19 protein-coding genes are annotated in these 26,669 nt (G+C 68.0%); 10 read left to right on the top strand and 9 right to left on the bottom strand.

The genetic code is table 11. The features are described 5' to 3' along the window. Positions 1–24 precede the first annotated feature (24 nt). Both KF833_00970 and KF833_00965 read right to left on the bottom strand, forming a co-directional pair. Complete coding sequence (locus KF833_00970) at positions 25–1,461, bottom strand: DUF2851 family protein (GenBank protein ID MBX3743855.1); 1,437 nt, start codon at positions 1,459–1,461, stop codon at positions 25–27. A 65-nt stretch (positions 1,462–1,526) separates the two neighbouring features. Continuing rightward, positions 1,527–2,498, bottom strand: a complete 972-nt coding sequence (locus KF833_00965) for a KpsF/GutQ family sugar-phosphate isomerase (GenBank protein MBX3743854.1) — start codon at positions 2,496–2,498, stop codon at positions 1,527–1,529. A 385-nt stretch (positions 2,499–2,883) separates the two neighbouring features. On the opposite strand from KF833_00965, the gene KF833_00960 reads away from it, so the two are divergent. Together KF833_00960 and lpdA are read left to right on the top strand one after the other, a co-directional pair. Then, the gene (locus KF833_00960; GenBank protein MBX3743853.1) at positions 2,884–4,221 is read left to right on the top strand and encodes a 2-oxo acid dehydrogenase subunit E2; all 1,338 of its coding nucleotides are present in this window, start codon (positions 2,884–2,886) and stop codon (positions 4,219–4,221) included. Positions 4,222–4,269: 48 nt separating this feature from the next. Beyond that, complete coding sequence (gene lpdA / locus KF833_00955; protein ID MBX3743852.1) at positions 4,270–5,685, top strand: dihydrolipoyl dehydrogenase; 1,416 nt, start codon at positions 4,270–4,272, stop codon at positions 5,683–5,685. Between the two features lie 109 nt (positions 5,686–5,794). Here lpdA and KF833_00950 read toward each other — a convergent pair whose 3' ends face one another. Further along, a complete protein-coding gene (locus KF833_00950) occupies positions 5,795–8,203 on the bottom strand; it encodes a PAS domain S-box protein (GenBank protein ID MBX3743851.1) in 2,409 nt (802 codons plus the stop codon). A 385-nt stretch (positions 8,204–8,588) separates the two neighbouring features. Here KF833_00950 and KF833_00945 point away from each other — a divergent pair, with 385 nt between their 5' ends. Together KF833_00945 and KF833_00940 are read left to right on the top strand one after the other, a co-directional pair. After that, positions 8,589–9,887 carry a Gfo/Idh/MocA family oxidoreductase gene (locus KF833_00945; protein MBX3743850.1) on the top strand — a complete coding sequence of 433 codons (1,299 nt, stop codon included), beginning with the start codon at positions 8,589–8,591 and terminating at the stop codon, positions 9,885–9,887. A gap of 260 nt (positions 9,888–10,147) precedes the next feature. Beyond that, positions 10,148–10,486 carry a P-II family nitrogen regulator gene (locus KF833_00940; protein ID MBX3743849.1) on the top strand — a complete coding sequence of 113 codons (339 nt, stop codon included), beginning with the start codon at positions 10,148–10,150 and terminating at the stop codon, positions 10,484–10,486. Between the two features lie 176 nt (positions 10,487–10,662). Here the strand turns inward: KF833_00940 and carB are convergent, their stop codons facing one another. Then, entirely contained in the window at positions 10,663–12,492 is a 1,830-nt protein-coding gene (gene carB / locus KF833_00935) for a carbamoyl-phosphate synthase large subunit (protein ID MBX3743848.1), read from the bottom strand. Between the two features lie 140 nt (positions 12,493–12,632). Then, complete coding sequence (locus KF833_00930; GenBank protein MBX3743847.1) at positions 12,633–13,415, bottom strand: thiazole synthase; 783 nt, start codon at positions 13,413–13,415, stop codon at positions 12,633–12,635. Positions 13,416–13,530: 115 nt separating this feature from the next. On the opposite strand from KF833_00930, the gene KF833_00925 reads away from it, so the two are divergent. Further along, positions 13,531–14,427, top strand: coding sequence for a type II secretion system protein (locus tag KF833_00925; protein MBX3743846.1), 897 nt, complete (start codon positions 13,531–13,533; stop codon positions 14,425–14,427). Positions 14,428–14,563: 136 nt separating this feature from the next. Here the strand turns inward: KF833_00925 and KF833_00920 are convergent, their stop codons facing one another. Together KF833_00920 and KF833_00915 are read right to left on the bottom strand one after the other, a co-directional pair. Next, complete coding sequence (locus tag KF833_00920) at positions 14,564–14,959, bottom strand: response regulator (protein MBX3743845.1); 396 nt, start codon at positions 14,957–14,959, stop codon at positions 14,564–14,566. A 126-nt stretch (positions 14,960–15,085) separates the two neighbouring features. Further along, positions 15,086–17,278, bottom strand: coding sequence for a PAS domain-containing protein (locus tag KF833_00915; protein ID MBX3743844.1), 2,193 nt, complete (start codon positions 17,276–17,278; stop codon positions 15,086–15,088). Between the two features lie 423 nt (positions 17,279–17,701). On the opposite strand from KF833_00915, the gene KF833_00910 reads away from it, so the two are divergent. The 5 genes from KF833_00910 to KF833_00890 all read left to right on the top strand — a co-directional run bounded on the left by KF833_00910 (position 17,702) and on the right by KF833_00890 (position 25,755). Continuing rightward, positions 17,702–19,261 (top strand): DUF2868 domain-containing protein, encoded by a 1,560-nt coding sequence (locus tag KF833_00910; GenBank protein ID MBX3743843.1) that lies wholly within the window; start codon positions 17,702–17,704, stop codon positions 19,259–19,261. Next, positions 19,258–20,718 carry a DUF3482 domain-containing protein gene (locus KF833_00905; protein ID MBX3743842.1) on the top strand — a complete coding sequence of 487 codons (1,461 nt, stop codon included), beginning with the start codon at positions 19,258–19,260 and terminating at the stop codon, positions 20,716–20,718. The genes KF833_00910 and KF833_00905 overlap by 4 nt, the downstream gene beginning before the upstream one ends. 86 nt (positions 20,719–20,804) lie before the next feature. Beyond that, positions 20,805–21,899 carry an aminotransferase class I/II-fold pyridoxal phosphate-dependent enzyme gene (locus tag KF833_00900; GenBank protein ID MBX3743841.1) on the top strand — a complete coding sequence of 365 codons (1,095 nt, stop codon included), beginning with the start codon at positions 20,805–20,807 and terminating at the stop codon, positions 21,897–21,899. Continuing rightward, complete coding sequence (locus tag KF833_00895; GenBank protein MBX3743840.1) at positions 21,896–23,470, top strand: PQQ-like beta-propeller repeat protein; 1,575 nt, start codon at positions 21,896–21,898, stop codon at positions 23,468–23,470. The genes KF833_00900 and KF833_00895 overlap by 4 nt, the downstream gene beginning before the upstream one ends. Beyond that, complete coding sequence (locus tag KF833_00890) at positions 23,467–25,755, top strand: hypothetical protein (protein MBX3743839.1); 2,289 nt, start codon at positions 23,467–23,469, stop codon at positions 25,753–25,755. The genes KF833_00895 and KF833_00890 overlap by 4 nt, the downstream gene beginning before the upstream one ends. On the opposite strand, the gene KF833_00885 is transcribed toward KF833_00890, so the two are convergent. Next, positions 25,712–26,149 carry a hypothetical protein gene (locus tag KF833_00885; GenBank protein MBX3743838.1) on the bottom strand — a complete coding sequence of 146 codons (438 nt, stop codon included), beginning with the start codon at positions 26,147–26,149 and terminating at the stop codon, positions 25,712–25,714. The genes KF833_00890 and KF833_00885 overlap by 44 nt on opposite strands. A 34-nt stretch (positions 26,150–26,183) precedes the next feature. Next, complete coding sequence (locus tag KF833_00880) at positions 26,184–26,666, bottom strand: hypothetical protein (protein ID MBX3743837.1); 483 nt, start codon at positions 26,664–26,666, stop codon at positions 26,184–26,186. Between the last annotated feature and the right edge of the window lie 3 nt (positions 26,667–26,669).

The following is a 26,669-nucleotide window of genomic DNA, read 5'->3' as shown; positions in this document are numbered from 1 at the left end:
GGTGTCAAACGCAGGATTGGAATTTCAGGCCGGTGGGGCGGGATCGGCGAGGGAACGGATCCAGCGGGGGAAGGGGCACTGATCGCAGAGGGCGTTGGAGTGGCTGCAGAAGTCGCTGACGATCTGGAGGAGGCCTTGCTGGGTGGCGGCGGAGGTGCGGAAGGGGGGGGCTTCGGCGAGGAGTCGGGAGCGGGCGAGTTTGAGGACGGCGTTATCCTCGCCGGCGGACCAATTGAGGTAGAGGGCGGAGAGGTAATCGAGGTCGGCGGTTCGGCCGCCGGCATCGGCGCGGGCCCAGAACCAGGGAAGGATGGCGTTGACGGCGATGTCGTTGAGGCGGCCGGCACCGAGGAGGGGGAGGGGTTGAGGGAGTTCGCGGGCGGTGAGGGTGCAATGGCGGCGCCAGAAGCGGTGGGGATCGGGTCGGACGGCTTCGGCGAGGGAGCGTTCGGCGTGGGGATGGAGGGGACGGGCGAGGAACCAGGATTCGAGGCGGGCGATCCAGGAGGGATCGGCGACCCAGGAGGCGGCGATGGCGAGGCGGCGCTGGGGATGATTGACGGGGCGGACGCCGTTGAGGCGCCAGAGGCGGGCGGGGAGGAGGGCGGAATCGAAGGGGCCGCGATCGCGCCACCAGAGGTCCCAGAGGCGGCGGGAATAGGTGCCGGCCTTGGGTTCGGCGGGGAGGAGGCCGCTGAGGCCGAGGAGGCGGGCTTCCCAGGCTTCGCGGGTGAGGTTGGGATCGACGGGGTGATCGAGGGTCAGGGGGAGGATTTCCGCGAGGCGCTGCATGGGCCAGGCGTTGTGCTTGTAGCCGAGGGCGCGGAAGAGGCCTTCCCAGAGGGCCTGCTGCCAGCCGGCGGCGCGGGCGCGGGCGCGGAAGAGGAGGGCCTTGATCTGGAGCCGGACGAGGCCGGCCTGGCGGAGGAGGTCAGCGAGGGCCGGGGCGGGGAGTTCAGCGAGCGGGGCGGAGCAGTGACCGGCGAGCCAGGCGGACGACGGGTCGCTGGCGCCGCCGACCCAGGATTCGAGTTCGTCGAGGGGGGCATCGAGGAGGTCACGGAGGACGAGGGTGGGGAGGGGGGCGGGATGGGCGGGGGGGTCCCAGACGACATGGAGGATGACGTTCCGGTAGGCGGCGTTGCCGGCGTGGCCATGGGACTTCCAGCCGGACGAGGCGAGATCGATTTCGATGTCGCCGGAGACCGGGGGCTGGGTGCCCCGTTGGAGGATGGCGCGGAGGAAGTCGGGGCCGGCCTCGCGGTTCCAGAAGCCGGGGTGGAGGATGACGAGGGGCTGGCCGTCGGTGGTCTGGAGGCTGGCACGCCGGATGCGTTGATGGGCCCAGACTTCCTGAAGCCAACGTTCTGGGGGGGCGCCGCACGGGCGCCGTTCGGCAAGGGCCAGGGCGGATCCTCCTTGGGTTCGCCACTGGCGGTAGAGATCCGCCGGAATGGTCACTGGGGAAAGCAGCGCTGAAGCAGACGTCAAAAGCAAGATCGCTGCGGGGTGGGAAGCGTGGGTGGTTAGAGCAGTTTGAGGCGGGGGAGGTCCTGAAGATCGACCATGCCGACGGGCCGGCCTTTGGCGTCCACGGCGATGAGATCGTCGATCTGGCGTTCGTTGAAGATGCGGAGGGCGTCGGCGGCGAGGGCGTCGGCTCGGACGGTGACGGGTTGGCGGGTCATGACATCGCGCAGGGGGCGTTCGAGGAGGGCGGCATCGGAGGCCATGTGGCGCCGGAGGTCGCCATCGGTGAAGACGCCGGCGAGGCGTCCGGAGGGGCGGACGACGGCGACGCTGCCGGCTTTGGCGCGGGTCATGACGAGGAGGGCATCGCGGACGGAGGCATGAAGAGGGACGAGGGGATTGCGGTCGCCGGTGCGCATGATGTCGGAGACCTTGGTGAGGAGGGCGCGGCCGATGGCGCCGGCGGGATGGACCTGGGCGTACTGGGGTTTGGTGAAACCGCGGGATTCCATGACGGCGATGGCGAGGGCGTCGCCGAGGGCGAGCATGGCGGTGGTACTGGTGGTGGGGGCGAGGTTGAAGGGGCAGGCTTCGCGGGGGATGCGGACATTGAGGACGAGGTCGCTATGGCGGGCGAGGGTGGAACGGGGGGCGCCGGTGAGGGCGATGAGGGAGCGGGAGAGGCGGCGGAGGGCTGGGAGGAGGTGGAGGAGTTCGTCGGTTTCGCCGGAGTAGCTGAGGGCGAGGACGACATCGTGGTCCGTGACGAGCCCGAGGTCGCCATGGAGGGCATCGACGGCATTGAGGACGACGGCCGGGGAGCCGGTGCTGGTGAGGGTGGCGGCGATCTTCTGGGCGATGTTGCCGGACTTGCCGATGCCGACGACGACGAGTTTGGCGCGGTGTGCGAGGGCCTCGGCGATGCGGGCGACGGCGTCAGTGAAGGAGCGGTCGAGCTGGCGGGAGACGGCCTGGAGGCCGGCGATTTCGAGGGCGAGGACCTGGCGGGCTCGGGCCAAGGCGTTCATGGGGATGGAGGGTGCCCGGCGTTGGGTGGGTGGGGGGCGCATCTCAGTTTCGTGCAGCAGACCTCGCACTCGTAATCATGGTCTTATTCTTATTCCTAATCTTAATCTTAATCTTAATCGGACTCACCCTCCCCAGTTCCCATGCGGAATGGGAGGTCCGAGCAGGATCGAACCCATTGGGCGGGCACAAAGGCAACGCTCGAAACGGTGTGCCTGCGGGTTCGAGGACGAGTCCCAGTACCGCCCTTCGGGCTGAGTACGATTCTCCACGAGGGGTGGTTTGGGCGAGTTCCGAAAACCGGGATGCACGGACGGGCGGGCGCCCGGCCAGAATTTTCTCGGCTTGAAGGCGGCGGATGCGCACCGTGTCCGGTCTGTGACGGGTATGGATGTAAAACTCCCCAATCTTGGAGAAGGCGCCGATTCCGGCACCGTGGTCAGTGTTCTGGTGAAGGCGGGGGCCACGGTCAAGAAGGGTCAGAACGTCATCGAACTGGAGACGGGGAAGGCGGTGGCGCCGATTCCGGCACCGGCGGCCGGGACGGTGAGCCGTGTGGCGGTGAAGGAGGGGGACAAGATCTCGGTGGGGCAGCTTATCCTGGTATTGGAAGGGGGGCGGAAGGAGCCGGAGGCGCCGAAGGCGGAGGGGGCGGGCAAGGCGGAAGTCAAGACGGACGGCGGGGGCGCATCGAAGTCCGACGGGGGGCGAAAGGGGCGGCGGCCGCGTCCGGAGGCGGAGATGGAAGAGGAGGCGCCGGACGGAGGGGAGGGCGAGGGCGGGGGTGAATGGAAGGAGGCGATCGTCAACGAGAACCCGGCGGCGGGGCCGTATGTGCGGCGGGTGGCGCGAGATTTGGGGATTGATCTGCGGACGATCCGGGGGACGGGTCGGAGCGGACAGGTGGGTGTGGGGGATTTGAAGGCGTATGTGGCGCGGTTGCGGGCGCTGGCGGGCCGGCCGCGGAAGACGGCGACGGGGAGGCCGGCGCCGGCGGTGGTATCGATCGATTTCGAGCAATGGGGTCCGGTGGAGCGGAAGCCGATGTCGGCGCTTCGGAAGACGATTGCGGAGCGGATGGTGGAGAGTGCGAGCACGCTGCCGACGGTGACGCAGTTCGACGACGCGGATGTGACGGCATTGATGGACATGCGGAAGCGGTATGCGGGCGTGTACGAGGAGCGGGGGGCGCGGTTGACGCTGACGACGTTTGTGCTGCGGGCGGTGACGGGGGTTTTGCGGCGGCATCCGTTGTTGAATGCGAGTCTGGACGAGGCGACGAACGAGGTGGTGTTGAAGGGGTACATTCACCTGGGGCTGGCGGTGGACACCGAGGCGGGGTTGCTGGTGCCGGTGATCCGGGATGCGGACCGGAAGGATTTGGTGGCGTTGTCGAAGGAGGTTCAGGAACTGGCGGGGAAGGCGCGGGAGCGGAAGCTGAGGTTGGCGGAGATGCAGGGGGGGACCTTCACGATCTCGAACCAGGGGGGCATAGGGGGGGCGCATTTCACGCCGATCGTGAACAAGCCCGAGGTGGCGATCCTGGGGTTGGGACGCAGTGCGCCGCGGGCGGTGGTGCGGGACGGGTCGGTGACGGTGCGGACGATGATGCCGCTGGCGTTGACGTACGATCACCGGTTGATCGACGGGGGCCTGGCGGCGCGGTTCATGGTGGATCTGGTGGCGGCGCTGGAAGGGTTTTCGGAGGAGGACATCCGGCTGTAGGGGGTTGGCGGTGGGAGGCGTAGAGAATCGATTTGGCCATTTCGCAAGATGGAACCTGAGAAGACGGAACTGGTGGTGATCGGTGGCGGCCCCGGGGGCTACGCCGCCGCGTTTTACGCCGCGGACCTGGGCAAGAAGGTCGTTTTGGTGGAGATGGACCGCCTTGGGGGGGTGTGTCTCAACCGGGGGTGCATCCCGTCGAAGGCGCTATTGCACGCCACCAAGATGATTGCGGAGGCGCGGGAATCGGCGCATCGCGGGGTGAGTTTTGGGGAGCCGGTCATTGATCTGGCGAAGATGCGGAGCTGGAAGGAGTCGATCCTGGACAAGCTGACGGGAGGGATCGGGCACCTGGCGAAGTCGCGCGGGGTGGAGGTGGTGATGGGGAAGGCGCATTTCGACGACAGCCGGACGTTGAGGGTCGAGACGGGGGAGGGGCAGCGTTATTTGAGTTTCGAGCACGCGATTGTGGCGGTGGGGTCGGTGCCGGCGCTTCCGAGGGCGTTCGATCTGGGGAACCCGAGGATCATGACGTCGACCGAGGCGTTGGAGATCCCGGACATTCCGGCGCGGTTGCTGGTGGTTGGGGGTGGGTATATTGGGATGGAACTGGGGACGGTGTATGCGCTGCTGGGGAGCGAGGTGCATTTGGTGGAGGCGCTGGACACGTTGCTGGCGGGGGCGGATCCGGACCTGGCGCGGCCGGTGCTGAGCGCGGCGGAGAGGAAATTCAAGAGCATGCGGTTCAAGGCCCGGGTGATGTCGATGGCGACGTCCGGGAAACAGATCCGGGTGACGATCGAGCACGAGGGCAAGGTGGCGGAGGAAGTGTACGACCGGGTGCTGGTGGCGGTGGGTCGCCGGCCGACGGCGGTGGATCTGGGATTGGAGAACACGAAGGTGCAGCGGGACGACAAGGGGTTCATCAAGGTGAACGAGTCGCTGCAGACGGACGATCCGGCGATTTACGCGATTGGGGACATCGTGGGGGGAGCGTTGCTGGCGCACAAGGCGGCCAAGGAGGCGCGGCTGGCGGTGAATGCGATCGCGGGGGAGACGGCGCCCAGCCGGGAATTCGTGGTGCCTGCGGTGGTGTTCACCGAACCGGAACTCGCCTGGTGCGGATTGACCGAGGCGGAGGCGCGGGAGAAAGGGGTGGAGGTCGAGGTGGCGAAATTTCCATGGGGTGCTTCCGGACGGGCGCTGACCTTTGACCGGCCGGAGGGTCTGACCAAGCTGATCATCGAAATCGGGACGGAGCGGATACTGGGGGTGGGTCTGGTGGGACACGGGGCGGGGGAATTGATCGGGGAAGGGGTGGTGGCGGTGGAGATGGGGGCGACGGTGACGGACCTGGCGGAATGCGTACATCCGCACCCGACGTTGTCCGAGACCCTGATGGAGGCGGCGGAATTGTACTTCGGCCATGCGACCCACGCGGTGCAGCGGCGCCGAAACGGCTGAGAGCCTGTCTGAAGACTGGAAGGGGCCCCGCGACGAGGGGTTTTGGTCCCGCAGCTGCGGGACGGCGAGGCCGGGGCATCCCTGCAGCGGGCTGCCCGAGGGTGCCGGGTCACGGCATGGGGGTTGGGCCGGGTCCGGGTCCGGGAGGAGGATGGAGGACGGCTGCGAGGGTGCTGAGGAGGGTTGCGGCGGTGTAGGGTTTGGGCAGGAAGTGGCGAATGCCGGTTTCGCCGAGGTAGGCAGCCCGGTGGGCATCGGGAAGGCCGCTGGCGCCGATGATGGGGACGTCGGGATTGATCTGCCGGAGGACTTGAATCGCCGAGGGACCGTCGAGGACCGGCATCATCATGTCGGTGACGACGGCATCGATCTCCGAGGCGTGTCGGGCGTAGAGAGCGATGCCCTCTGTGCCATCGGCGGCGAGGAGGGTGCGGTAGCCGAAGGCTTCGAGGGTTTGCCGGGTGACCTGCCGGATGGCGGGGTCGTCGTCCATGACGAGGACGAGTTCCCCTTGACCGCGGGGGGCGGTATCGGGATCGGAGGCGGGGGCAGGGACTCCGGTGGCGGGTTCGGTCGGGGAGTGGACGGGCAGGAAGATGTGGAACTGGGTGCCGACGCCGACCTCGCTGGACACGCGGAGGAACCCGCCATGACCTTTCACGATAGCGAGGGTGGTGGGAAGCCCGAGTCCGGTGCCCTTGCCGAGTTCCTTGGTGGTGAAGAACGGGTCGAAGATCTTCTCGAGGATTTCCGGCGGCATACCGCTGCCGGTGTCCTCGACGGCGAGGCGGACGTAGGAACCGGGACGGGCATCCAGATGCAAGGCGGCGTATTGGGCATCGATGACCTGGTTTTCCGCGGCCACGAGTATTTCGCCACCGCGGGGCATGGCATCGCGGGCATTGACGCAGAGGTTGAGGAGGATCTGGTGGAGCTGGGTGGGGTCGGCCTGGATCACGTGAAGGTCGGGGGCGATGCGGGGCAGGACCCGGATGTTCTTGGGGAGGGTGTCTCCGAGGATGCGGACGAGATCGTCCACGACCACGCCAAGGCGGACATCGACGCGCTGGCCGTCCACGCTGCCGCGGGCGAAGGAGAGGACCTGACTCACCATATTGGCGCCGCGCCTGGCGCTGGCGTGGATGGTGTTGAGGATGTCGGCATTTTCCCCCCGGGTATCCCGGAGCCTGAGGAGTTCGATGGACATCAGGATGGGGGCCAGGACGTTGTTGAGGTCGTGGGCGATGCCGCCGGCGAGGGTGCCGATGCTTTCCATGCGCTGGGCGCGGAGGAACTGGTGTTCGAGGTGTTTGTGGCGGGTGATGTCCTCGGCGACGCCGATGATGCGTTGGGGGCGCCCGTCGGGGGATGGCCGGGCGGAAACGCTGACACGGCACCAGATGGTGTTCCCGTTGCGGCCGAGGCAGCGCATCTCGATCACGAAGCTGCTGCGGTGTCCGGCGAGGAGTTCACGGAGGAGTTCGAGGACCCGGGGGCGGTCGTCGGGATGAGTGAGGGCGGGGAAATCGCACTGGCGGAGATCGTCGAGGGCGTAGCCCAGCATCCGGCAGTAAGCGGTGTTGGCGTCGAGGAAGCGGCCTTCGGGGGTGATGACGGCGATGCCGGTGGCGGCGTTTTCGAAGGTGTGACGGAAGTTCTCCTCGCTGGCGCGGAGCGCGGCCTCGGCCTGATGGCGTTCGGTGATGTCCATGATCATCCCGAGGTGTCGGACGGGCCGGCCGGAGTCGTCGGTCTGGACGTTGCCGCGCTCGTACATCCAGCGGATCTGTCCGTCGGGGCGACGGATGCGGAACTCGGCTTCGATGGTGCCGGTGGTTTGGGCCTGCCGGAGGACTTCGAGCAGCCCGGCGAGGTCTTCGGGGAGGACGAAGGAGAGGAAGTGATCGAGGGTTTCCTGGAAGGATTCGGGGCGGATCCCGAACAGTTCGCAAGTGGCGTCGGACCAGGAAAGGCGGCCGGAGGCGAGGTCGCGATTCCAGCTTCCCATGCGGGCGAGGCGCTGGGCGTTGTGGAGGAGGTCGGAATGTTCGCGGAGGGCGTCTTCGACGCGGCGACGGTCGGTGATTTCCCAGGCCATGCCGGCGACACCGGGCCCTCGGAAGGTGGGGACGGGGTATTTCAGCACCAGCCAGGCGCGGAGGGTGCCGTCGCGGGAGAGCCCGGTTTCTTCGCGCTGGAGGACGGCGTTCCGGTCGAGGCAATCGAGGTCGCTGGCGCGGAAGAGGGCGGCGGTGGCCGGGGGCCAGAAATCGTGGTCGGTCCGGTCGAGCCAGTTCCGGGCTGGTGGATCGAACTGCCGGCACCAAACGGCATTGGCGTAGAGGTAGCGTCCGTCCCGATCCTTGATAAAGGCGGCGGCGGGGCAGTGGTCCATGAAGGCACGGAGGGCGTGGTCCAGGGGTTGGCCTCCCCTGACCGTGTCGGTTTCGCCCCCGGGCCTGAATCCGCCCCGGGTCCGGGCGAGAAGGGTTTGCAGGCGCTGGATGAGGGTGGGCATGAGGGAACCGGCGCTTGGATGGAGGAGACCGTGTGAGCATGGTGCGCGAGCCGACGGTGTAAAGCCCGGCGAGGGAGGGGACTGTGGGGTTCCTGGCTGCGCGGCAGGGGGTGCGACGGAGATGCAGCGGGAATCTGCTGACGGGCGGTGCATCCCCAAGTTGTCGGTACCGAGCCAGCGAATCGGAGGGACGAGCTCTGGGAGTCCTCAACCCAACGCTCCACACCGTTGCGGCCTCGTGGAACTCGGCCCTCCGAAGCGACGCTTCGCGAAGTCTGCACCTCTACCGACAACTCCGGGATGCACTGGCTGACGGGCGGTGCGGCAGGTTGGGATTGTCCGCCGGCACGGGTTTTGGGAGATTCGCCGGAAACCGTTCCACGCCATGTCACACCGCCTTGCCCGTCGTTCCTTTCTGCGTTGTTCCGCGATGATTCTGGCCGCTCCGGCGGTGTTGCGATCGGGGGTCTGGGGTGCCGAGGTGTCGCCCAACGACCGGATCGAGCTTGGATTCATCGGGATGGGGACGCAGGGGCGCGGGCTGCTGGGGAATTGCCTGCGGCGGGGCAACGTGCGGGTGGTCGGGGTCTGCGATGTGGATGGCGACCGCCGGGAGAACGCGCGACGCATGGTGGATGACCATTACGCGAAGGAGGCTGGGGGAAGCGGGCGGGGGGGGTGCCATGCGGCGGAGGATTTCCGGGAGTTGCTGGCGCGACCCGGGCTGGACGGGGTGGTGATTGCGACGCCGGACCACTGGCACGCGTGGATCGGAATCGCCGCGGCGAAGGCCGGGAAGGACATCTACTGCGAGAAGCCGCTGACGCAGTCGATCCGCGAGGCACGGGAACTGGTGAGGGCGGTCCGGCGTCATGAGCGGGTGCTGCAGGTGGGGAGCATGCAGCGGTCATCGCGGGAATTCCGGAGGGCGTGCCAGTTGGTGCGCAACGGGGCGATCGGGAAGGTGGAGGAGATCGAGGTGGGGGTTGGCGGGCCGGGACGGTGGTGCGATCTGCCGGAGGAGGCGGCCCAGCCGGGTTTGAATTGGGATCTTTGGCTGGGGCCGGCCCGGTGGCGTCCGTATCATTCGGAGTTGAGTCCGCGGGGGGTGCATAGGCATTTCCCGAACTGGCGGAACTACCGGGAGTACGGGGGCGGGATGGTGACCGACTGGGGGGCGCACCATTTCGACATCGCGCAATGGGCGATGGGCATGGACGAGAGCGGTCCGGTCGAGGTGCTGCCGGCGGACCGGCCCGATGCGCAGAGCGGGGTGAGCTATCGGTACGCGAACGGGACGGTGGTCCGGCATGTATCTGGGAACGGGGTGACGTTTCATGGGAGCGGGGGGCGGATCCGGGTGAACCGGGGGCAGTTCCAATCGAACCCGGAATCCCTGGTGGAGATCCCGCTGACGAGCCATGCGGTTCAGCTTTACGAGAGCAACGACCACATCGGGGACTGGCTGACCTGCATGCGGACGCGGAAGCGCCCGATCTGCGATGTCGAGGTCGGGGCCCGGACGGTCAGTGTGTGTCATCTGGTCAACCTGGCGTACTGGACCGGGCTGAGGTTGAAGTGGGATCCGTCGGCCGAGCGGTTTGTCGGGGGGACCGGGGACGATGCCTGGAAAGACCTGGGCTACCGGGAGCCGTGGACGCTGGAGCGGGCCATCGCGGGGTGAGCCGTGCATCCCGAAGTTGTGGGTGGAGGCGGGAACTTCGCGAAGCATCGCCTCGGAGGGCCGGGTTCCACGAGGCCGCAACGATTTGGTGCGTTGGGATGAGGACTCGCGGAGCTCGTCCCTCCGATTGGCTGCCTCCTCACCGACAATTTGGGGATGCACCGCGGGGTGAGGGGGGGCTTGATGGGGAGCTTGCGCGGGGATGAGGGAACGCTTTAGGGTGCCGGGCCCGACCGGGGTTCCACCTTATCCATTCCGGCATGAAAAAGATCGAAGCCATCATCAAGCCGTTCAAGTTGAACGATGTGAAGGAGAGCCTCGCGGGGGCGGGGATTCAGGGGATGACGGTGAGCGAGGTGAAGGGGTTTGGCCGGCAGAAGGGGCACACCGAGATTTACCGGGGCAGCGAGTACACGGTGGATTTTCTTCCCAAGATCAAACTGGAGATTGTGGTGGCGGACGACGCGGTCGATACCGCGGTGACGGCCATCGTCAGTGCTGCCAAGACGGGAAAGATCGGGGACGGAAAGATCTTCGTATCGAGTGTGGACGACGCGATCCGGATCCGGACCGAGGAGCACGGGGAACGGGCGGTGTAGCGGAATGGCGGTGTAGCGGAATGGGTTTGGGCGGTTCGCCCGGGGTCCGGCCCGCTGCGGGGATGCGCCGGCCCCGCCTCCTTGTTCCAGGCCAAGATCCCCAGGCCATGATCCCGCCTGGCAGGGCCCCTTCCAGTTTTCAGACAGGCTCCAAGACCGCCTCCCAAGAGCGCCTCTTACGGACCCTGGGAGGAGGGAGCCGTCGGGGAAGCGGACGGGTGGTATTCCTGGACAGTGCGGACCAGGTATCCGTGTTTCTTGAGGGCGGCGATGCCGAGGGCGGCGGCGCGGGCGCCGGAGAGGGTGGTCATGATCGGGGTGCCCGTGAGGACGGCGGTGGAGCGGATGCGGACTTCGTCGGCGCGGGGATTGGCGCCGCTGGGGGTGTTGATGACGAAGTGGATCTCCTTGTTTTTGAGGTAGTCCACGGCGTTGGGTCGGCCCTCATTCAGTTTGGGAATGCGCTGGACCTTGAGGTTGGCGGCTTCGAGGACCGAGGCGGTGCCGCCGGTCGAGATGAGGTCGAAGCCGAGATCGGAGAAGAGTCGGGCGACTTCGGCGACCTGGGTTTTGTGGGCGTCGCTGACGCTGAGGAAGACTCGGCCGGAGAGGGGGAGGGGTGAATTGGCCGCCATCTGGCTTTTGGCATAGGCGACGCCGAGATCGGGATCGAGCCCCATGACCTCGCCGGTGGAGCGCATTTCCGGGGAGAGGACGATGTCCTGGCCGAAGAACTTGTTGAAGGGGAAGACGGATTCCTTGACGGCCCAGTAGGCGGGCCAGATTTCTTCGGTGAAGCCGACTTCCTGCAGGGATTTTCCGGCCATGACGCGGGCGGCGACCTTGGCGAGGGGGACGCCGATGGCCTTGCTGACGAAGGGGACCGTGCGGGAGGCACGGGGGTTCACTTCGAGGACGTACACCTTCCCGTTCTGGACGGCGTATTGGACGTTCATGAGACCGCTGACGCGGAGTTCGCGGGCCATGGCGTGGGTGTAGTCGCGAATGGTCTCGATGACGGCTGCGGGCAGGGTGTGTGGCGGGAGGACCATGGCAGCGTCGCCGGAGTGGACTCCCGCGAACTCGATGTGCTCGAGCATGCCGCCGATGAGGACGGTGCCTTGGGCGGGATCGGGGAAATTGCCGACATCGGCGAGGCAATCGACATCGACCTCGGTGGCGTCCTCGAGGAACTTGTCCACGAGGACGGGACGTTCCGGGGAGGCCTCGACGGCGAAGCGCATGTAGTGCTGCAGTTCGGCATCGGAATAGACGATCTGCATGGCGCGGCCGCCGAGGACGAAGCTGGGGCGGACGAGCACGGGATAGCCAAGGCGCCGGGCAACGGCGAGGGCCTCGGATTCTTCGGTGGCGAGGCCGTTGGGCGGTTGCGGGATGCCCAGTTTGTCGAGCATGCCGGCGAACATCTTGCGGTCCTCGGCCATTTCGATGCTTTGGGGGCTGGTGCCGATGATGTTGACGCCGTTGCGCTGGAGGCCGAGGGCGAGGTTGAGGGGAGTCTGGCCGCCGAACTGGGCGATGGCGCCCCAGCAGCGTTCGCGCTCGTAGATATGGAGGACGTCCTCGAGGGTGAGCGGTTCGAAGAAGAGCTTGTCGCTGGTGTCGTAGTCGGTCGAGACGGTCTCGGGGTTGGAATTGACCATCAGGGTTTCGAATCCGTCGGCCTTGAGGGCGAAGGCGGCATGGACGCAGCAATAGTCGAACTCGATGCCCTGACCGATCCGGTTGGGGCCGCCCCCGAGGATCATCACCTTGCGGCGGTCGCCCGGGCGGACTTCGTCGTCGCCGCGGTCGTAGGTGGAGTAGTAGTAGGGCGTGTAGGCTTCGAACTCGGCGGCGCAGGTGTCCACAAGCCGGTAGCTGGGGATCAAACCGGCGGTGCGGCGTTGGTTGCGTATGGCGGTTTCGGAGGTGCCTGTCAGGTGGGCGATCTGCCGGTCCGAAAAACCGAGCGACTTGGCTTGGGCGAGCAATTCAGGATTCATCCGACCCGATTCGGGGCCCCCATGTAAGCCCGGGGCGGCGTTGGATGTCGAGGGACGAGTCAGGACCCAAGGGCCGTGGGGTGCCTTTCCGAGGTGCACCGGTTGGGGAGCAGTCCTGCGGTAGGGAATCAGACAGGCTCTCAGCCGAGGAAGGCGGTGAGGGGGCTGGTGGGATCGGCATGGTTGAGAGGATCGGCGAGGCCGGCCTGGTAGGCGAGACGACCGGCCTCGACGCCAAGCGCGAAGGCGCGGGCCATGGCGTTGGGGTCGGCGGCGACGGCAATGGCGGTATTGACGAGGACGGCGTCGGCGCCGAGTTCCATGGCCTCGGCGGCATGGCTGGGGGCGCCGAGGCCGGCATCGACGACGACAGGGACGGTGGCCTGTTCGATGATGATGCGGATCTGGTCGCGGGTGAGGAGGCCGCGATTGGAGCCGATCGGGGAGCCGAGGGGCATGACGGTGGCGGTGCCGGCTTCCTGGAGGCGTTTGGCGAGGACGGGATCGGCGTTGATGTAGGGGAGGACGACGAAGCCCTCCTTCACGAGGCGTTCGGCGGCCTTGAGGGTCTCGATGGGGTCGGGGAGGAGGTAGCGGGGATCGGGATGGATTTCGAGTTTGACCCAGTTGGGGAGGCCGGCGGCGCAGGCGAGGCGGGCGAGGCGGACGGCTTCCTCGGCGTTCATGGCACCGCTGGTGTTGGGGAGGAGAAGGAATCGGGCGGGATCGATGAATTCGAGGATGTTCGCGAAGGGGTCGCGTTCCCCGGAGAGATCGGCGCGGCGAAGGGCGACGGTCACCATTTCGGCACCGCTGGCCAGCAGGGCGTCGCGCATGGCTTCAGGCGAGGCGAACTTGCCGGTGCCGACGATGAGGCGGGAGCGGAAGGTGCGGCCGGCGATGGTGAGCCCCGAGGACGACATGCCGGGGAAAGGTAACGGGAGAGCGGCGGACGACCAAGGCTGGAAGGATGGCAACATCCACAGGGTGTGGTTTCCGCGCTGGCCTTGCGGGGTGGGTTGGGGCATGGGTCGGGGGATGCGCGGGAGTTGGTCACGCGGGAGCCCGGGAGGGAGGTGGGGTGGCGGAGGCCGGCGGGCGTTCACGCTGGTCGAGCTGCTGGTGACGGTGGCGATGGTGTCGGTGTTGGTGGCGCTGCTGCTGCCTGCCATGGGGGCGGTCCGGGAACGGGGAAGGGCGGCGGTGTGCCTGGGGCATCATCGGCAGCTTTCGGTGGCGCTGCATTTGTACGCCGGGGATGGGGAGGACCGGTTACCTTACAACTTCGGGGCGGCGGGGACGCTTGAGGCGGTGGCATCGGGGAGATTCAACAATTGGGCGACGAGCCTGCTGAACTGGGAACTGGACCCGGGGAACACGAATTTGCACTGGCTGCGTGCGGGTGGGTTGGGGCCGCATCTGGCGGGGGGTGTGTCGGTGCTGGGGTGTCCTTCGGACCGGGTGTTGAGCGCGCTGCAACGGAGGGCGGGATGGCGGGCGCGGGCGCGGAGCATTTCGCTGAACGCGATGGTTGGGAATGCGGGGGAGTTCATGGAGGGCCAGTCGAACACCAACAATCCGCGCTACCGGCAGTTCCTGAGGGTGTCCGATGTGAGGGTGCCGGCACGGATCTTCACGTTCATCGACGAGCATCCGGACAGCATCAACGACGGGTACTTCCTGAACCGGTTGGGGCGGCGGGAATGGATTGACCTGCCCGGGTCGTACCATGGGGGAGGAGCGACATTGTCGCATGTGGACGGGCACGGGACGGTGCGGCGTTGGCGGCATGGGCGGACGCGTCCGCCGGCGCGACCGGATGCGGCGTCGCTGCCACTGACGGTTCCGGCGGGGGAGGCGGGGGATTTCGAGTGGTTGATGGAGCGGACGACCAGCGAGGCGGCGTACGAGTCGCCGGGGTACCTGGCGCCATGAAGGGGCGGCGGAGGCCCGCCCCGCGCGCGCATGGCGCATGACCCTGAAGCCGCAGGTTGTCCACCCGCCTCGTGCTGGAAGGTCGTTCCCGGGGGCCCGATCAAAGCCTGGCCGGGAATGCGAAGGAACCCGGTTCTCAGTCAGGCACTCCGGCCGGCAGGTGTTCCCGAATGGCGGAGATCACTTCAGGAATGTCCACCGGTTTGGCCAGGAATGGCAGTCCCCCAATCTTCCCGTGGTGCTCCTTGACCTCCGGTTTCGTGGCTGCCGCCGTCAGGAACAGGATGGGGACCTTCGCGAAGCGGGGATTGCCCTGAAACCGGGCGGCCAGTTGGCCGCCATCCGTGCCCGGCATCAGGACGTCCAGCAGGATCAGGTCGGGCATGAACTCGATCGCGGCACTCATGGCGTGCTTCGCGTCGTTCTCCACCCGAACAGCAAAGTCCCCGGTTTGTTCCAGATTGATTTTCAGCAACCGGGTGATGCTTGCCTCATCGTCCACAACCAGAATCCGCTTCCTCTCCGTTTTCATAGCTCTACTCCATTCCCGCGGTTCGAGCCCCCCTGCCCTTGCGCAGGGCACCGGGCAGCCATCCCGCGTTGATCCTGCCCCGGGGCGGCGACCCGCGCTTCCAAGGCGTCTCCCAACGGTTCGCGGCTACGCCTTCAGAACCACCGCAACACGGACACCGCCGGTGGGAGCATTTCCAATCTCAACAGCGCCTTCGTGGAGATCCACGATCTTCCGCGCCACCGTCAGCCCCAATCCCGTGCCAACGCCCACCGGCTTGGTTGTAAAGAACGGGTCGAAGATCCGGGGCAGATCGGCCTCCGCAATCCCGGATCCCGTGTCCTCAAGGACGACCATCACCAACCGTTGTCCGGTCTTGAAGCGGCGGAGCAGGGGCTGGCGCGCAGGCGGATCATCCTCGAGCCGCAACTCGCGGGTGACGACGCGCAGACGACCGCCCTGCGGCATCGCCTGCGTGGCGTTCAGGACAAAGTTGATGAAGACCTGTTCCATCTTGGCGGCATCCATCGGCACCGGCGGCAGGTCCGGGCCGAATTCACACACCAGTTCGATCTTGCCGGCCATCAAGTCATTCCGCATCAGCCGGAGGGAACGCTCCAACACCGCGGTCACGTCGGCTGGCTGCGAATGGAATTCCGTGCCGGCTGAAAGCGAAAGGAGTTCGCGGATGATGGCATTGGCGCGCAGCACGCTCTCGCGCATGTCCGACAGGGTGTGGATGACCTCCTCCGGCTGGTCCGCGAACCTCCGCGTCAGGAAGTGCAGGCCCAGCAGGATGGTTTGAAGCGGATTCTTCACCTCATGGGCCACACCGGCGGCAAGCGTGCCGACGGATTCCAGCTTTGCCGCCTGGATGAGCTGCATCTGCGTTTCCTTGAGATTCCGATGAGAGGCCTTGAGTCGGCGGATCATGCTCTTGAGAATCAGGTCCCGGCGGGCAATGCGCCCAAAGGCGGTCTCCAACTCACAAGCCGCGAGCTTCCGATCGGTGATGTCCTGAACCATCCCGACGGAACGGACAATCTCCCCTCCCGCATCGCGCACGTGTTCGCATTTCTCATGCACGATCCGCTCCTCACCGCTGCCCGGGCGCACGATCCGATGCTCCAGCTCAAAGGTATCCCGGCCGTCGCGCACGGACTCCGAGTAAGCCGTGTCCACACACGCACGGTCGTCGGGATGCACGCACGCCAGGAAGTCCTCGTAGCTCAAGTCTGCCCCGCCCTGTTCCAAGCCGAATATCCGGTACGCCTCATCCGACCACGCAAGCCCCCTGGAGGCGATGTCCAGTTCCCAACTGCCCACGTGGGCAATCGCCTGGGAATGCCGCAGTCTCCGGTCGGTCTCCTTCATTCGCTCCTCAGACTGCTTCTTTTCGAGGAACTGACCGAGATGCACCCCGATCGTGGTCAGCACCTCCAGCATGCGTTCATCCGGTTCCCGCACGTCGCGGCTGTAGAGTTCGATCACGCCCGCGAGGTGGCGATTGACGTGCACGGGAAACGCGCAGCCAGCGCGAAATCCGGCCGCCTCGGGAGGCGCCGCCGACGTCAACTCGGGCACCACCCTGATATCAGGCACCCAGACGGCCTCGCCCTTCGAGCACACCCAGCCCGGGAGACCGGCCCCGTCGTCCAGGAGGCGACACCCGCCGGTGATTTCATAATCGGCCGCCCGAAGCGGAGGCCGCCAGAAGGTCATCCCCCCGCGCCACTGCCGGTTTCCGCGTTCCCAGTACGCCGCATGACTCCACAGGAGCGTGCGGCAGAGATGTTCCAGCACGCGAGGCACGGCCTCCGCAAGTCGGTCCGCCTCAATCAGTTCACGCGTCACGGCGTACTCAACGGCCAGCAGCAATTCCGCACTCTTGCGGCTCGTGATGTCTGATATCAGCCCATCGTAGGCCACCAGGCGGCCGGAGGCATCGTGATGCGGAATGGTCGTGTTGCGAACCCAACGCACCCCGCCCTGCTTGTGGATGAGACGATGATCGAGCGGCGGCGGAACCTGCCCGGCGAGAATGTGTCCCGCCTGCGCGACCACCGCCTCCCGGTCTTCCTCGTGGATCACCCGATACCAGAGATAGGGGTCCGACGCGAACTCCGCCGAGGTGTATCCGGTCACCGCCGCACACGCGGGCCCGTGCGCCGTGGCCACAGCACATCCCCCTTCCACCGTGACCGTGTAAATGTAGTCCGTGATGGCGGCAAGCAGCCGTACGTAGCGTAGCTCACTCTCCCCCAATGCCTGTTCCACCCGCCGGGGCTCCGACATCAGTCCCCAGGAACTGCGCTCCCCGAAGAGGATTTCTGCTTTCACGGAGCTCTCCTGATGCGATTCGACGGTAGCACACGTGCCCGAAGGCCACAATCGGCGCGGTGACGGCTGTGGCCGGGGGCCTCCCAGCGGCTGGCCATGCAGGGGGTGCCTTCGAAGGATTCCGGATCGGAAAATGTCTCCGCCAAGAGGGGCGCGTTGCCGCAGCGATCCCGTCCCTGGGCGGGGGGGTGAGGGGAGCGGTGCATGCCGGAGTTGTGGGTGAGGAGGCAGCGAATCGGAGGGACGAGCTCCGCGAGTCCTCGACCCAACGCTTCACACCGTTGCGGCCTCGTGGAACTCGGCCCTCCGAGGCAACGCTTCGCGAACTTCGTGCCTCGACCCGCAACTCCGGGATGCACGGTGAGGGGAGGGTTGGGCCGGTTTGGGACTGACAATCGCGGTTGCGGGACCTAGGCAAGAGCGGTGCGCCGTCCGAGCTCCTGGAGCATTGCCGACGTGATCGACCTGGAATACCTGCTGGGGCGGGAATCCGGGGCGGATGAGGCTGGCGTGCGGGAGAGGGTATTGGGGCGGATGCGGGGGGGGATGCCGGCCTTGCCCCGGGAACGGCGGCGGACGGTGTTGCGGGCCTGGCTGGAGACGCGGCGGGAGGGGGAGGAGGGAAGGCTGCCGGGTCGGACGGTGAGCGCGGCGTGGCGTCTGCTGGGGGTGATGGGATGGGTGGTGGGGGCGATGGTGGGGGCGGCGGTGACGGGCGGATTGTTGAACTACCGGGGGGCGTACCCGGTGAATGTGGCGTTGTTTCTTGGGGTGACGGTGGGGGTGCCGCTGCTGTTTCTGGTGGCGACGATGGGGCTGGGGATGTTGCGGTGGGCGACGGGAGGGTGGGACGAGGTGAGGCCGGTTCGGGCGCTTCTGACGGGATTGGCATGGCTCGGTCACGCGGGGTTGAGGCGGCTGCCCGGGGAGCAGCGGGAAGGGTTGAGGGGGGCGCTGGCGACGGTGTCGCGGAAGCGCGAGATCTACGGATCTCTGGCGATGTGGCCGGTGTGGATTGTGACCCAGGGGTTTGCGGTGGCGTTCAGTGGCGGGGTGCTGGCGGTGCTGCTGGCACACGTGGCGGCGACGGATCTGGCGTTCGGGTGGCAATCGACGCTGTCGCTGGGGCCCGAGGCGGTGGAGCGGCTGGTGACGGCCATGGCGTGGCCGTGGTCGGCGTGGGCCCCGCAGGCGAAGCCTGGCTTGCAGGAGATCGTGGGGAGCCGGTTCACGTACACGGCCGGGGTGGGTGCGTTGGATCCGGCGGCGACGGCATCGTGGTGGCCGTTCCTGGCGTACGCGGTGGGGATTTATGGATTGGCGCCGCGGGTGTTGCTGCTGGCGTGGGCGATGTACCGGTTGCGGGCGGGGCTGCGGGCCGTGTCGTTCAATCACGAACGGGGGAATGCGTTGTACCGTCGGCTGACGGGTCCGGTGGTGCGGACGGAGGAGCCGGGGATGACCGTACCGGAACCGGAACCGCCGGCACCGGCGATGGCGCACGAGGAGAGCGGGGCGCCGTGCCTGGCCCTGGTGGCGGCGGAGATGGGGATGGATCGGGCGGCGCTGGAAGGCGGGGTGAGTCGGGCGTTGGGGTGGCGGGTGGATGAGACGATGCCGGTGCGGATCGACCATCCGAGCGGGAACCCGGAGGTGATGGCGGCGGCGGGGAGCCGGGATGGGGAGAGGGCGGGGATTGTGGTGGTGGTGCCGGGGCGTCGCTCGCCGATCCGGGCGATGGCGGTGTGTCTGAGGCGGATCGGGGAGGCGTCCGGGGGGCAAGGGGAGTCGGTGCTCCTGGTGGCGGGGCGGTCGGGGGAAGAGGGGTGGGGCCGGGCGACCGAGGAGGAGTTGCGGCACTGGCGTCGGTTTCAGGCGGCGAACGGGCTGCGGTGGACGGTGGAATCGTGGCCGGGGCTGGTGACGGGGGGTGGGGTGACGGACGCGGGTGGGAACGGAACGTCGGGGGGAGGGGCGGCGTGAGCGACACGATTCCGACGTTTGCGGTGGTGGGGGCGGTGAACCACGGGAAGTCGTCGGTGGTTTCGACGCTGGCGGAGGACGACCAGGTCCGGATCAGCGCGATGGCGGGGGAGACGGTCGAGTGCCAGCGGTTTGCGGTGCAGGATTTGTTTGTGTTTTACGACACCCCGGGATTTCAGAACGCGCTGGAAGCCCTGCCGGAACTGGCGGCGGCGGCCCGGGCCAGGGAGCCGCTGTCGGTGTTCCGGGAGTTTGTGGTGCGGCACCGGGACAACGAGGATTACCGGGCGGAGTGCACGCTGTTTCGTCCGCTGATCGAGGAAGGGGCGGGGATTCTTTACGTGGTGGACGGGTCGGAGCCGGTGCTGGAACTGCACGCGGCCGAGATGGAGATCCTGCGGTTGACCGGGCAGCCGCGACTGGCGGTGATCAACCGGACGGGACGGGACGATCATGTGGCGGAGTGGAAGCGGCGGCTGGGGTTGCATTTCAACGCGGTGCGCGAGTTCAACGCGCATCGGGCGGGGTTTGCGGACCGGGTGGAGTTGCTGGAGACCCTGGCGGGGATCGAGCAGACGTGGAAACCGAAGCTGGGGCGGGCGGTGGCGTTGTATCGGGAGGCGTGGGAGGACCGGTTGCGGGAGTGCGCGGAGATCGTGGTCGAGTTGCTGGTGGACGCGCTGACGCATCAGGAAGTGGCCGGGGCGCCGCCGACGAACGGGATGGAGCGGGACCGGGTGGCGGAGGGGTTGAAGGCCCGGTTCACGCGGAACGTTGGGGCGCGTGAACTGGAGGCGCACCGGGCGATGATCCGGTTGTTTGGACACCGGCGGGTGCGGGCGTTGACGGGGGAGGCACCGGTGTACGATGCCGATTTGTTCAGTGCGGACACCTGGCGGGCGTTTGGGCTGACGACGCGGCAGTTGGTGGGGGCGGGGGCGCTGGGGGGTGCGGCGACGGGGGTGGGGGTGGACGTGCTGCTGGCCGGGCACACGCTGCTGGCGGGGGCGGCGATCGGGGGATTGGCCGGGGCGGCCGGGGCGCTGGTGCTGGGGTGGCGGCGGCCCGAGTTGAAGGTGACGGTGCCCGGGTTGGGGCAGCGGGTGCGGCTGGGGGGGAGTGCGCTGGCGGTGGGGCCGTACGGCGCGATCAATTTCCCGTGGATCCTGATGGACCGGGCGATGGGGGTGTTCTGCTATGTGATCCACCGGGCGCACGCGCGACGGGACGAGGCGGTGATCGACAGCGGGGCCCTGAAGGCCGCGTTGGAACGGGCGGGGTTGTCGAGTGCCCGGTGGCCCGATGCGGACCGGCGCGAGGCGGAGCGGCATTTCGGGCGGATTCGACGGGGCCGGATGGGGCCGGAGGAGCGGGAGGCGCTACGGGACCTGGTGACGTCGCGACTGGTCGTGGCGGGCACGGCGCCCTGGCGGGACGGTGGAGCGGGGGGTGGGTAGGAGGGGGGAGGAATGCGGCGATTCGGCTCGAGATTCGGCTGGAGATTCGGCTTTGGCGGCGGGTTGGAAGCGGGCTGAATCGGGGGGTGCAGGAACCGCGTGCGCTTCGGCTGGTCGCCCCGACATGGGTGGAGGAAGGGGGGCGGCGCCTGTCGTACTTCGGGGGGAGCGACTACTTGAAGATGTCCTGGCATGCGCGGGTTCGGGCGGCGGGGGCGGCGGCGGTGGAGACGATGGGGTTGAGCGCGGGGGCTTCGCGGATGACGACCGGGAACCTGGAGGTGTACAAGGAGCTGGAGGAGGCGTTGCGGGCGTTTCTGGGGATTCGGGAGCGGGTGGTGCTGACGTCGTCGGGGTATGTGGCTCCGTGGGTGGCGGTGCAGGCCCTGGCGGGGAGCCATGACCGGGTGCTGCTGGATGCGAGGGCCCATGGGTGCCTGGTGGATGCGGCGCGATGGACGGGGTTGCCGATCGGGCGGTTTCCGCACCGGGACGCGGACGGGTTGAGGGGGGCGCTGGCGGAGGGGGCGGGAGCGAGGGTCCTGGTGATGACCGACGGGTTGTTTTCGCAGAGCGGGGAAGTGGCGCCGCTGGGGGCATATCTGGAGGTGCTGCCGCGCGGGGCGACGCTGCTGGTGGACGACGCGCACGGGGTTGGGGTGCTGGGGCGGCGCGGGCGGGGGACGATCGAGTGGACAGGGGTGCCGGCGGGGCGGGTGGTGTTGACGGGGACGTTGAGCAAGGCGTTGGGGTGTTACGGGGGTTGGGTGGCGGGGGGGGCAGGATTTCGGCGGCGGGTGCTGGAGAGGAGTGCGCTTTACACGGGCAACACGCCGATGCCGCCGGTGTGCGCGGCGGCGGCGTTGGAGAGTCTGTGGGTGCTGGCCGAGGAGGGGGGGGTGCGGCGGGAGCGGTTGGCGACGAACATGGACCGGATGCGAGGGGTGGTTTCGGGGGCGGGTGACGGGCCGGGGCCGATGTTCAGTCTGGCACCGACGGGAGGCGGGGGGGCGGAGTTGGGGCGGCGATTGCGGGCGGCGGGCATTCTGCCACCGCGGATGCGTTATCCGAACGGGCCGGCGCCGGAGTACTTCCGGTTTGCGATTTCGAGCGAGCACAGCGCCGGGCAGATGGCGAACTTGCGGGAGGTGCTGGATTCGTTCCACCGTGACCGGGGATGAGCGAACTCGATCAGAAGGTGCCGGGCGGGAGGGTCCGCATCCGCTGGTGGCCGGCGGTGGCGATTGTGGCGTTGGTGGTGCTGCGGGTGGCACGGGTCCTGGGCGGCGAGGACACGCCTCGGCAGCAGCAGGTGATGCAGGTGGGGAGCGCGTTGATCGGCGGGGTGGGGTTGTTGATGCTCTGGTGGATGTTTTTTTCGAGGGCACCGGGTCGGTGGCGATGGTATGGGCTGGCGGGGGCGGTGGTGGCGGTGGGATTGGGGGTGGCGGCATTTCGGTATGAGGGGGTGACGGGGGATCTGGTGCCGATTCTGGAACCGCGATGGAAGCCGCGGGCGCGGGCGGCGGTGATGGACGAGGGGGAGGGTGGAGGGGGGGGTGTGGCGGGATCGGGGACGGGTTCCGCGGCATCGTTTCCACAATTCCTGGGGCCGGAGCGGACCGGGGAATTGCGCGGGGTGGGATTGGATCCGGACTGGGCGGCGCGGGCTCCGGGGCTGGTCTGGCGGCAGCCGGTGGGGTCGGGATGGGGTGGTTTTGCGGTGGCGGACGGGCTGGCGTTGACGCAGGAGCAGGACGGTGCGTTTGAGGTGGTGACGGCCCGGGAGTGGATGTCCGGGAGGCTGCGCTGGGAGCATCGGGTGGAGGCCCGGTACGACAATCCGATTGGCGGGGTGGGGCCGAGGGCCACGCCGACGGTGCATGGGGGTCGGGTGTATGCGATCGGGGCGACGGGTCATTTGAGTTGTCTCGATCTGGCGAGCGGCGCGGTGGTGTGGGGGACGAACGTGGTGGGGGCGGTGCCGATGGATGAGCTGGAGTGGGGTGTGAGCAGTTCGCCGCTGGTCCATGGGGATCGGGTGATCGTGGCGCCGCGCGGGAGGGCGGGGGTTTCGCTGGTGGCACTGCGGGCGGACACTGGGGCGTGGGTGTGGTCAGGGGGGGAGTCTTCGGCGCATTACAGTTCGCCACGGGTGGAGACCTTGCTGGGGGTGCCGCAGATCCTGACCTTCACGGCGGCGGCGGCGGCGGCGCACGATCCGCGGGACGGGGCGCTGTTGTGGGCGTACGCGTGGCGCGGGGGACATCCGCATGTGGCGGATCCCCGGGCGGTGGACGACCGGCGGGTCCTGATTTCGAGCGGGTACGGGACCGGTTCCCACCTGGTGGAGATTGAACGCGGCGAGGGTGGGACGTGGTCTGCGGACCGGTTGGTGTGGCGGTCGATCCGGTTGCGGTCGAAGTTCGCCAATGTGCTGCTGCGGGGCGGGTATGTGTACGGGCTGGACGATGGCCGGCTGGTCTGCGTGGACCTGGCGGACGGGACGCGGCGTTGGGATGGGGAACGGTACGGGCACGGACAGGTGTTGCTGGTGGACGAGTGGATTCTGGTGACGACGGAGAGCGGCGAGGTGGCGCTGGTGGAGGCGAAGCCGGAGGCATTTCGGGAGGTGGCGCGGTTCCGGGCGTTGGAGGGCAAGACGTGGAACCCGCCGGCGCTGGCGGGCGACCTGTTGCTGGTGCGCAACGACCGGGAGGCGGCGGCCTTCCGGATCCCCCTGCGGCCATGAAGGGTGCCGGGGCGTGGAAGGAGGGACGGGGCCGGGTCGTGACGGGCTGGAGCGTGGTCCTATTGACCGGCTGGCTGGCGGCCGGCTGCGATGGGTGGCGGGGCGACGGACGTCCGGGCGGGGATCAGGGTCGATGGACGCGGATCGAGGAGGTTGGGACGGCAGACCGGGGGCGCGAAGGACGGCAGGGGCCGCGGGGGCCGGACGGGCTGACGACGAATGCGTGGTTGTCGGTGATCCAGACGGAGTTGTCGCCGGCAACCTTGTGGCGCACGAGGGCGGACACGGTGCGGCTCTTTGGCGAACTGGGGCGATTGGGACTGGGGGGGCCGACCTTCCTGGCCTACTCGTCGCCGACCGGGATCGCGGTGTTGCGCCCGGGTCATGGGATTGCCGGGGGGGAGATGCGGGAGAACTGGTTGCTGACGGGTTTCCCCGGGGCGGAGGGCTGGGAGGATTGGGACAGTCCGTGGGCGGTGTTCTTGGAGCGACGACCGGAGCGGGTGGACCTGGATGAGGACGGGGTGGCCTTGCGTTTCGCGGGGGAGGCGGGGCATTTCACGGCGATGCCGCTGTACGGGTATTACAAGCCACCGCAGCAGGGGCGGGAATTCCTCACGGACCAGGGGTTCAAGGAGAAGGGCTTATTGACGTGGGAATGGGGAACCGTGGTGGCGCGGGATCCCCTGACGCGGCTGCGATACTGGGCGGGGGCGACGCGGCGGTTTCCGATTGGGGTGGAGGAGACGGTGCGGGTGGATGCGCGGCGGGGGGAGGTGGTGGTGCGGCAGGCGTACCGGTGGTTGGAGATCGGGGACGAATGGGGGACCCGACCGCTCCATGTGGCACCGGTGAGTCCGACGCTGGGGTTGGTATTGACCAAGGGGCAGTCCTTTCCGGTGGAGTTCTCGAAGCCGCCCTTCGATTTCGAGATCGCGACGCCGTACGGGCCGTACTTCGGGGTGCCTGGGGTGGAGGGATACGAGATCCGGTTTCAGGTGTTGCGGTATGTGGATGAGGTGGAGGCAGTGCGGGCGCTGGACCCGGGGGCGACGGACGCGGTTCGGGAGGCGTTGGAGGGGGTTCGGGAGGCGGCGCGCCGGTGGGTTGCCGGGGAGGCCTCCGGGGCGTTCCCGACCGGGGATGGGGTGGAGGCACTGCGGGCCTGGGAGTGGGTGGCGCGGGGATTGCCGTACTATGACGAGGGGACGCGAATGTGGGTGGCGGCCCAGCTCAAGCGCCGGCTGGAGGGGTTTGGGTGGGATGGGAAAGGCCTGGCGGAAGCGGGGACTGCGGTGCGAACGGCACTGTGGCAGGCGTTGTGGGCGTACACGCGGTTTTCCGGGGACGAGGCTGTCCTGGGGGCGAGGTGGCTGGAGTGGCGGGCGTTGGCGCTGAGGGGAGAGCGGGGCGGTTGGGCGGGACTTGGGGCATGGCGGACGGCGGGTGTGGGGGATGAGGCGGCGGGTGCGATTGCGCTGGCGCGCCTGGCGTTCCTGGCCGGGGATGGGGAGGTGTACAATGTGGCCTGCGGAAGGGTGGCGCGGGAGTTGGTGCGGATGCAGGCACGGGTCCGTGGGGCGGCGTGGTACCGGGAGCAGCAGCCGTGGCATTCGTTGGAACCGATTGGAGTGACGGCCTGCGTGACGGAACTTGGTGATGGGACGGAGGGATGGCGGCTGGAACGACCGCGGAACGGGGCTGGATTTGACACCGCATGGGCGGCGCGACGCTGGGGGCACCTGGCGGAACCGGCAGTCGGCCGGTTCTTGCGGGAGCGAATAGTGGGCGACGTGGGGCGGGAAGTGCGGGCGTTGTTGGAGGGAATTGGCGGCGCGGCGTGGGAGGGAGGTGTAGTGCCGATCCCGGACGCGTTGGTCGGAGTGGAAGGGCTGGTCCTGGGGGCGCGACCGGAGGTGTTGGGGGCGGGTGGGCGGGAGGGCCAGCCCGTGGAGGAATTAGCCCGGCGGGTGCTTGCACTGCGTGCGGCGGCGGGTCCGCCGCGGATCCAACGGTGGATTGGGGACGCACCTTCCTTCGACTCGGAGGCTGGATACGGTGAGGCGGGGGGTGAACCCGGGACCGTCCTGGTCCAGGCCGTGGAATGGGGGCAGGTGGGTGACGAGGGATGGCCTTCGGTGCCGGGATGGCGGTGGGGGACTCCCTCGGGTCATCCGTGGTCGGTGGGCACCGTTCGGGTTGGGACCGAAGGGCAGGCGGGACCGCCGGAGCGGGGGGTGATCAGTCCGAACGCCGTTCAGTTGCGATGGGCGGAGGCGCGTTGAGGGAGGGTGGGGTGGTTGGCGGACGTGGAAGGCGCCGGAGTTGACCGAACATCTGGCAACTGGTGATGGCGGCCCAGAGCCAGGCGGCACCGAAGAGGAGGAGGCTCGACTGCCACCAGAAGGGGTCCGGGAGGTGGACTTCGTCCAGGGCGTAGTACCAGAACCGCCCGAGTTCGAGCATCCAGGCGCCGAAAAAAACGAGGAAGAGGAGGAAACCTGAGATGGACAGGATCAGTTGCCCGAGACCGGCCACCCGGAATCCGGCCAGCCAGGACCCCAGTCCGGGGGTGGCCAGTTGGTTGATGAGGATGGCGACCTGGAGGCGGTCGCGGGGCGGGAGGCGACTGAACCGCCGGCTGGGGCTGGCAGTGAGGGGAGGCGCCTGCGCCGCCATGGGGGAGGGATTGGGGATTGCGGGCGAGTCCGAGTTAGCCGCGCCGATCGGTTCCGGGGCGGGCGAGGCTCAGGACGACAAACCAGGCATCGTCGTTCTTGTCGTCACCGCCGAGGACGACGGTTTCGCCGGGGACGATGCGCTGGCGCTTTTTGACGACAAGGACGCCTTTGCCAAAGAGCTGGATTTCGAATTCATGGCCACCGAGGTGGAGGATTTCCAGGCGGCACTCCTTGCTCATCTGGACCTGCGTAGGTTTCGGGGCGCGGGTGACGACGGGTTTACGTTCGATCTCGTAGTAGCTGCGCCACTTGAAGATCCGGCGGAGGCGCTTTTCGAGTTCGGGCGCGATGGGTCGGAGTTCGACATCATCGGGTTTGGGGCCGTTGGTGCCCCAAATCAGCTCGGCGACGAGGCGGACCTCCTCGCTGGCGGCGGCCAAGGCGCTGCGGGGGGTGGTGGCAGTTGCGAGGGCGAAGGAGGAGAGAACGAAGCGGAGGAAGGAGCGGGTGTTCATCGG

This window comes from Verrucomicrobiia bacterium (genome assembly GCA_019634625.1).
Taxonomy (GTDB): Bacteria; Verrucomicrobiota; Verrucomicrobiia; order Limisphaerales; family CAIMTB01; genus CAIMTB01.
This window is presented reverse-complemented; position numbering and strand designations above follow the sequence as displayed.

What these genes read in the sequence shown, in the direction of transcription:
- KF833_00965 (MBX3743854.1), bottom strand. Translation starts at nt 2,498, where the DNA reads ATGAACGCCTTGGCCCGAGCCCGCCAGGTCCTCGCCCTCGAAATCGCC.
- KF833_00960 (MBX3743853.1), top strand. Translation starts at nt 2,884, where the DNA reads ATGGATGTAAAACTCCCCAATCTTGGAGAAGGCGCCGATTCCGGCACC.
- lpdA (MBX3743852.1), top strand. Translation starts at nt 4,270, where the DNA reads ATGGAACCTGAGAAGACGGAACTGGTGGTGATCGGTGGCGGCCCCGGG.
- KF833_00950 (MBX3743851.1), bottom strand. Translation starts at nt 8,203, where the DNA reads ATGCCCACCCTCATCCAGCGCCTGCAAACCCTTCTCGCCCGGACCCGG.
- KF833_00945 (MBX3743850.1), top strand. Translation starts at nt 8,589, where the DNA reads ATGTCACACCGCCTTGCCCGTCGTTCCTTTCTGCGTTGTTCCGCGATG.
- KF833_00940 (MBX3743849.1), top strand. Translation starts at nt 10,148, where the DNA reads ATGAAAAAGATCGAAGCCATCATCAAGCCGTTCAAGTTGAACGATGTG.
- carB (MBX3743848.1), bottom strand. Translation starts at nt 12,492, where the DNA reads ATGAATCCTGAATTGCTCGCCCAAGCCAAGTCGCTCGGTTTTTCGGAC.
- KF833_00930 (MBX3743847.1), bottom strand. Translation starts at nt 13,415, where the DNA reads ATGTCGTCCTCGGGGCTCACCATCGCCGGCCGCACCTTCCGCTCCCGC.
- KF833_00925 (MBX3743846.1), top strand. Translation starts at nt 13,531, where the DNA reads ATGCGCGGGAGTTGGTCACGCGGGAGCCCGGGAGGGAGGTGGGGTGGC.
- KF833_00920 (MBX3743845.1), bottom strand. Translation starts at nt 14,959, where the DNA reads ATGAAAACGGAGAGGAAGCGGATTCTGGTTGTGGACGATGAGGCAAGC.
- KF833_00895 (MBX3743840.1), top strand. Translation starts at nt 21,896, where the DNA reads ATGAGCGAACTCGATCAGAAGGTGCCGGGCGGGAGGGTCCGCATCCGC.
- KF833_00890 (MBX3743839.1), top strand. Translation starts at nt 23,467, where the DNA reads ATGAAGGGTGCCGGGGCGTGGAAGGAGGGACGGGGCCGGGTCGTGACG.
- KF833_00885 (MBX3743838.1), bottom strand. Translation starts at nt 26,149, where the DNA reads ATGGCGGCGCAGGCGCCTCCCCTCACTGCCAGCCCCAGCCGGCGGTTC.
- KF833_00880 (MBX3743837.1), bottom strand. Translation starts at nt 26,666, where the DNA reads ATGAACACCCGCTCCTTCCTCCGCTTCGTTCTCTCCTCCTTCGCCCTC.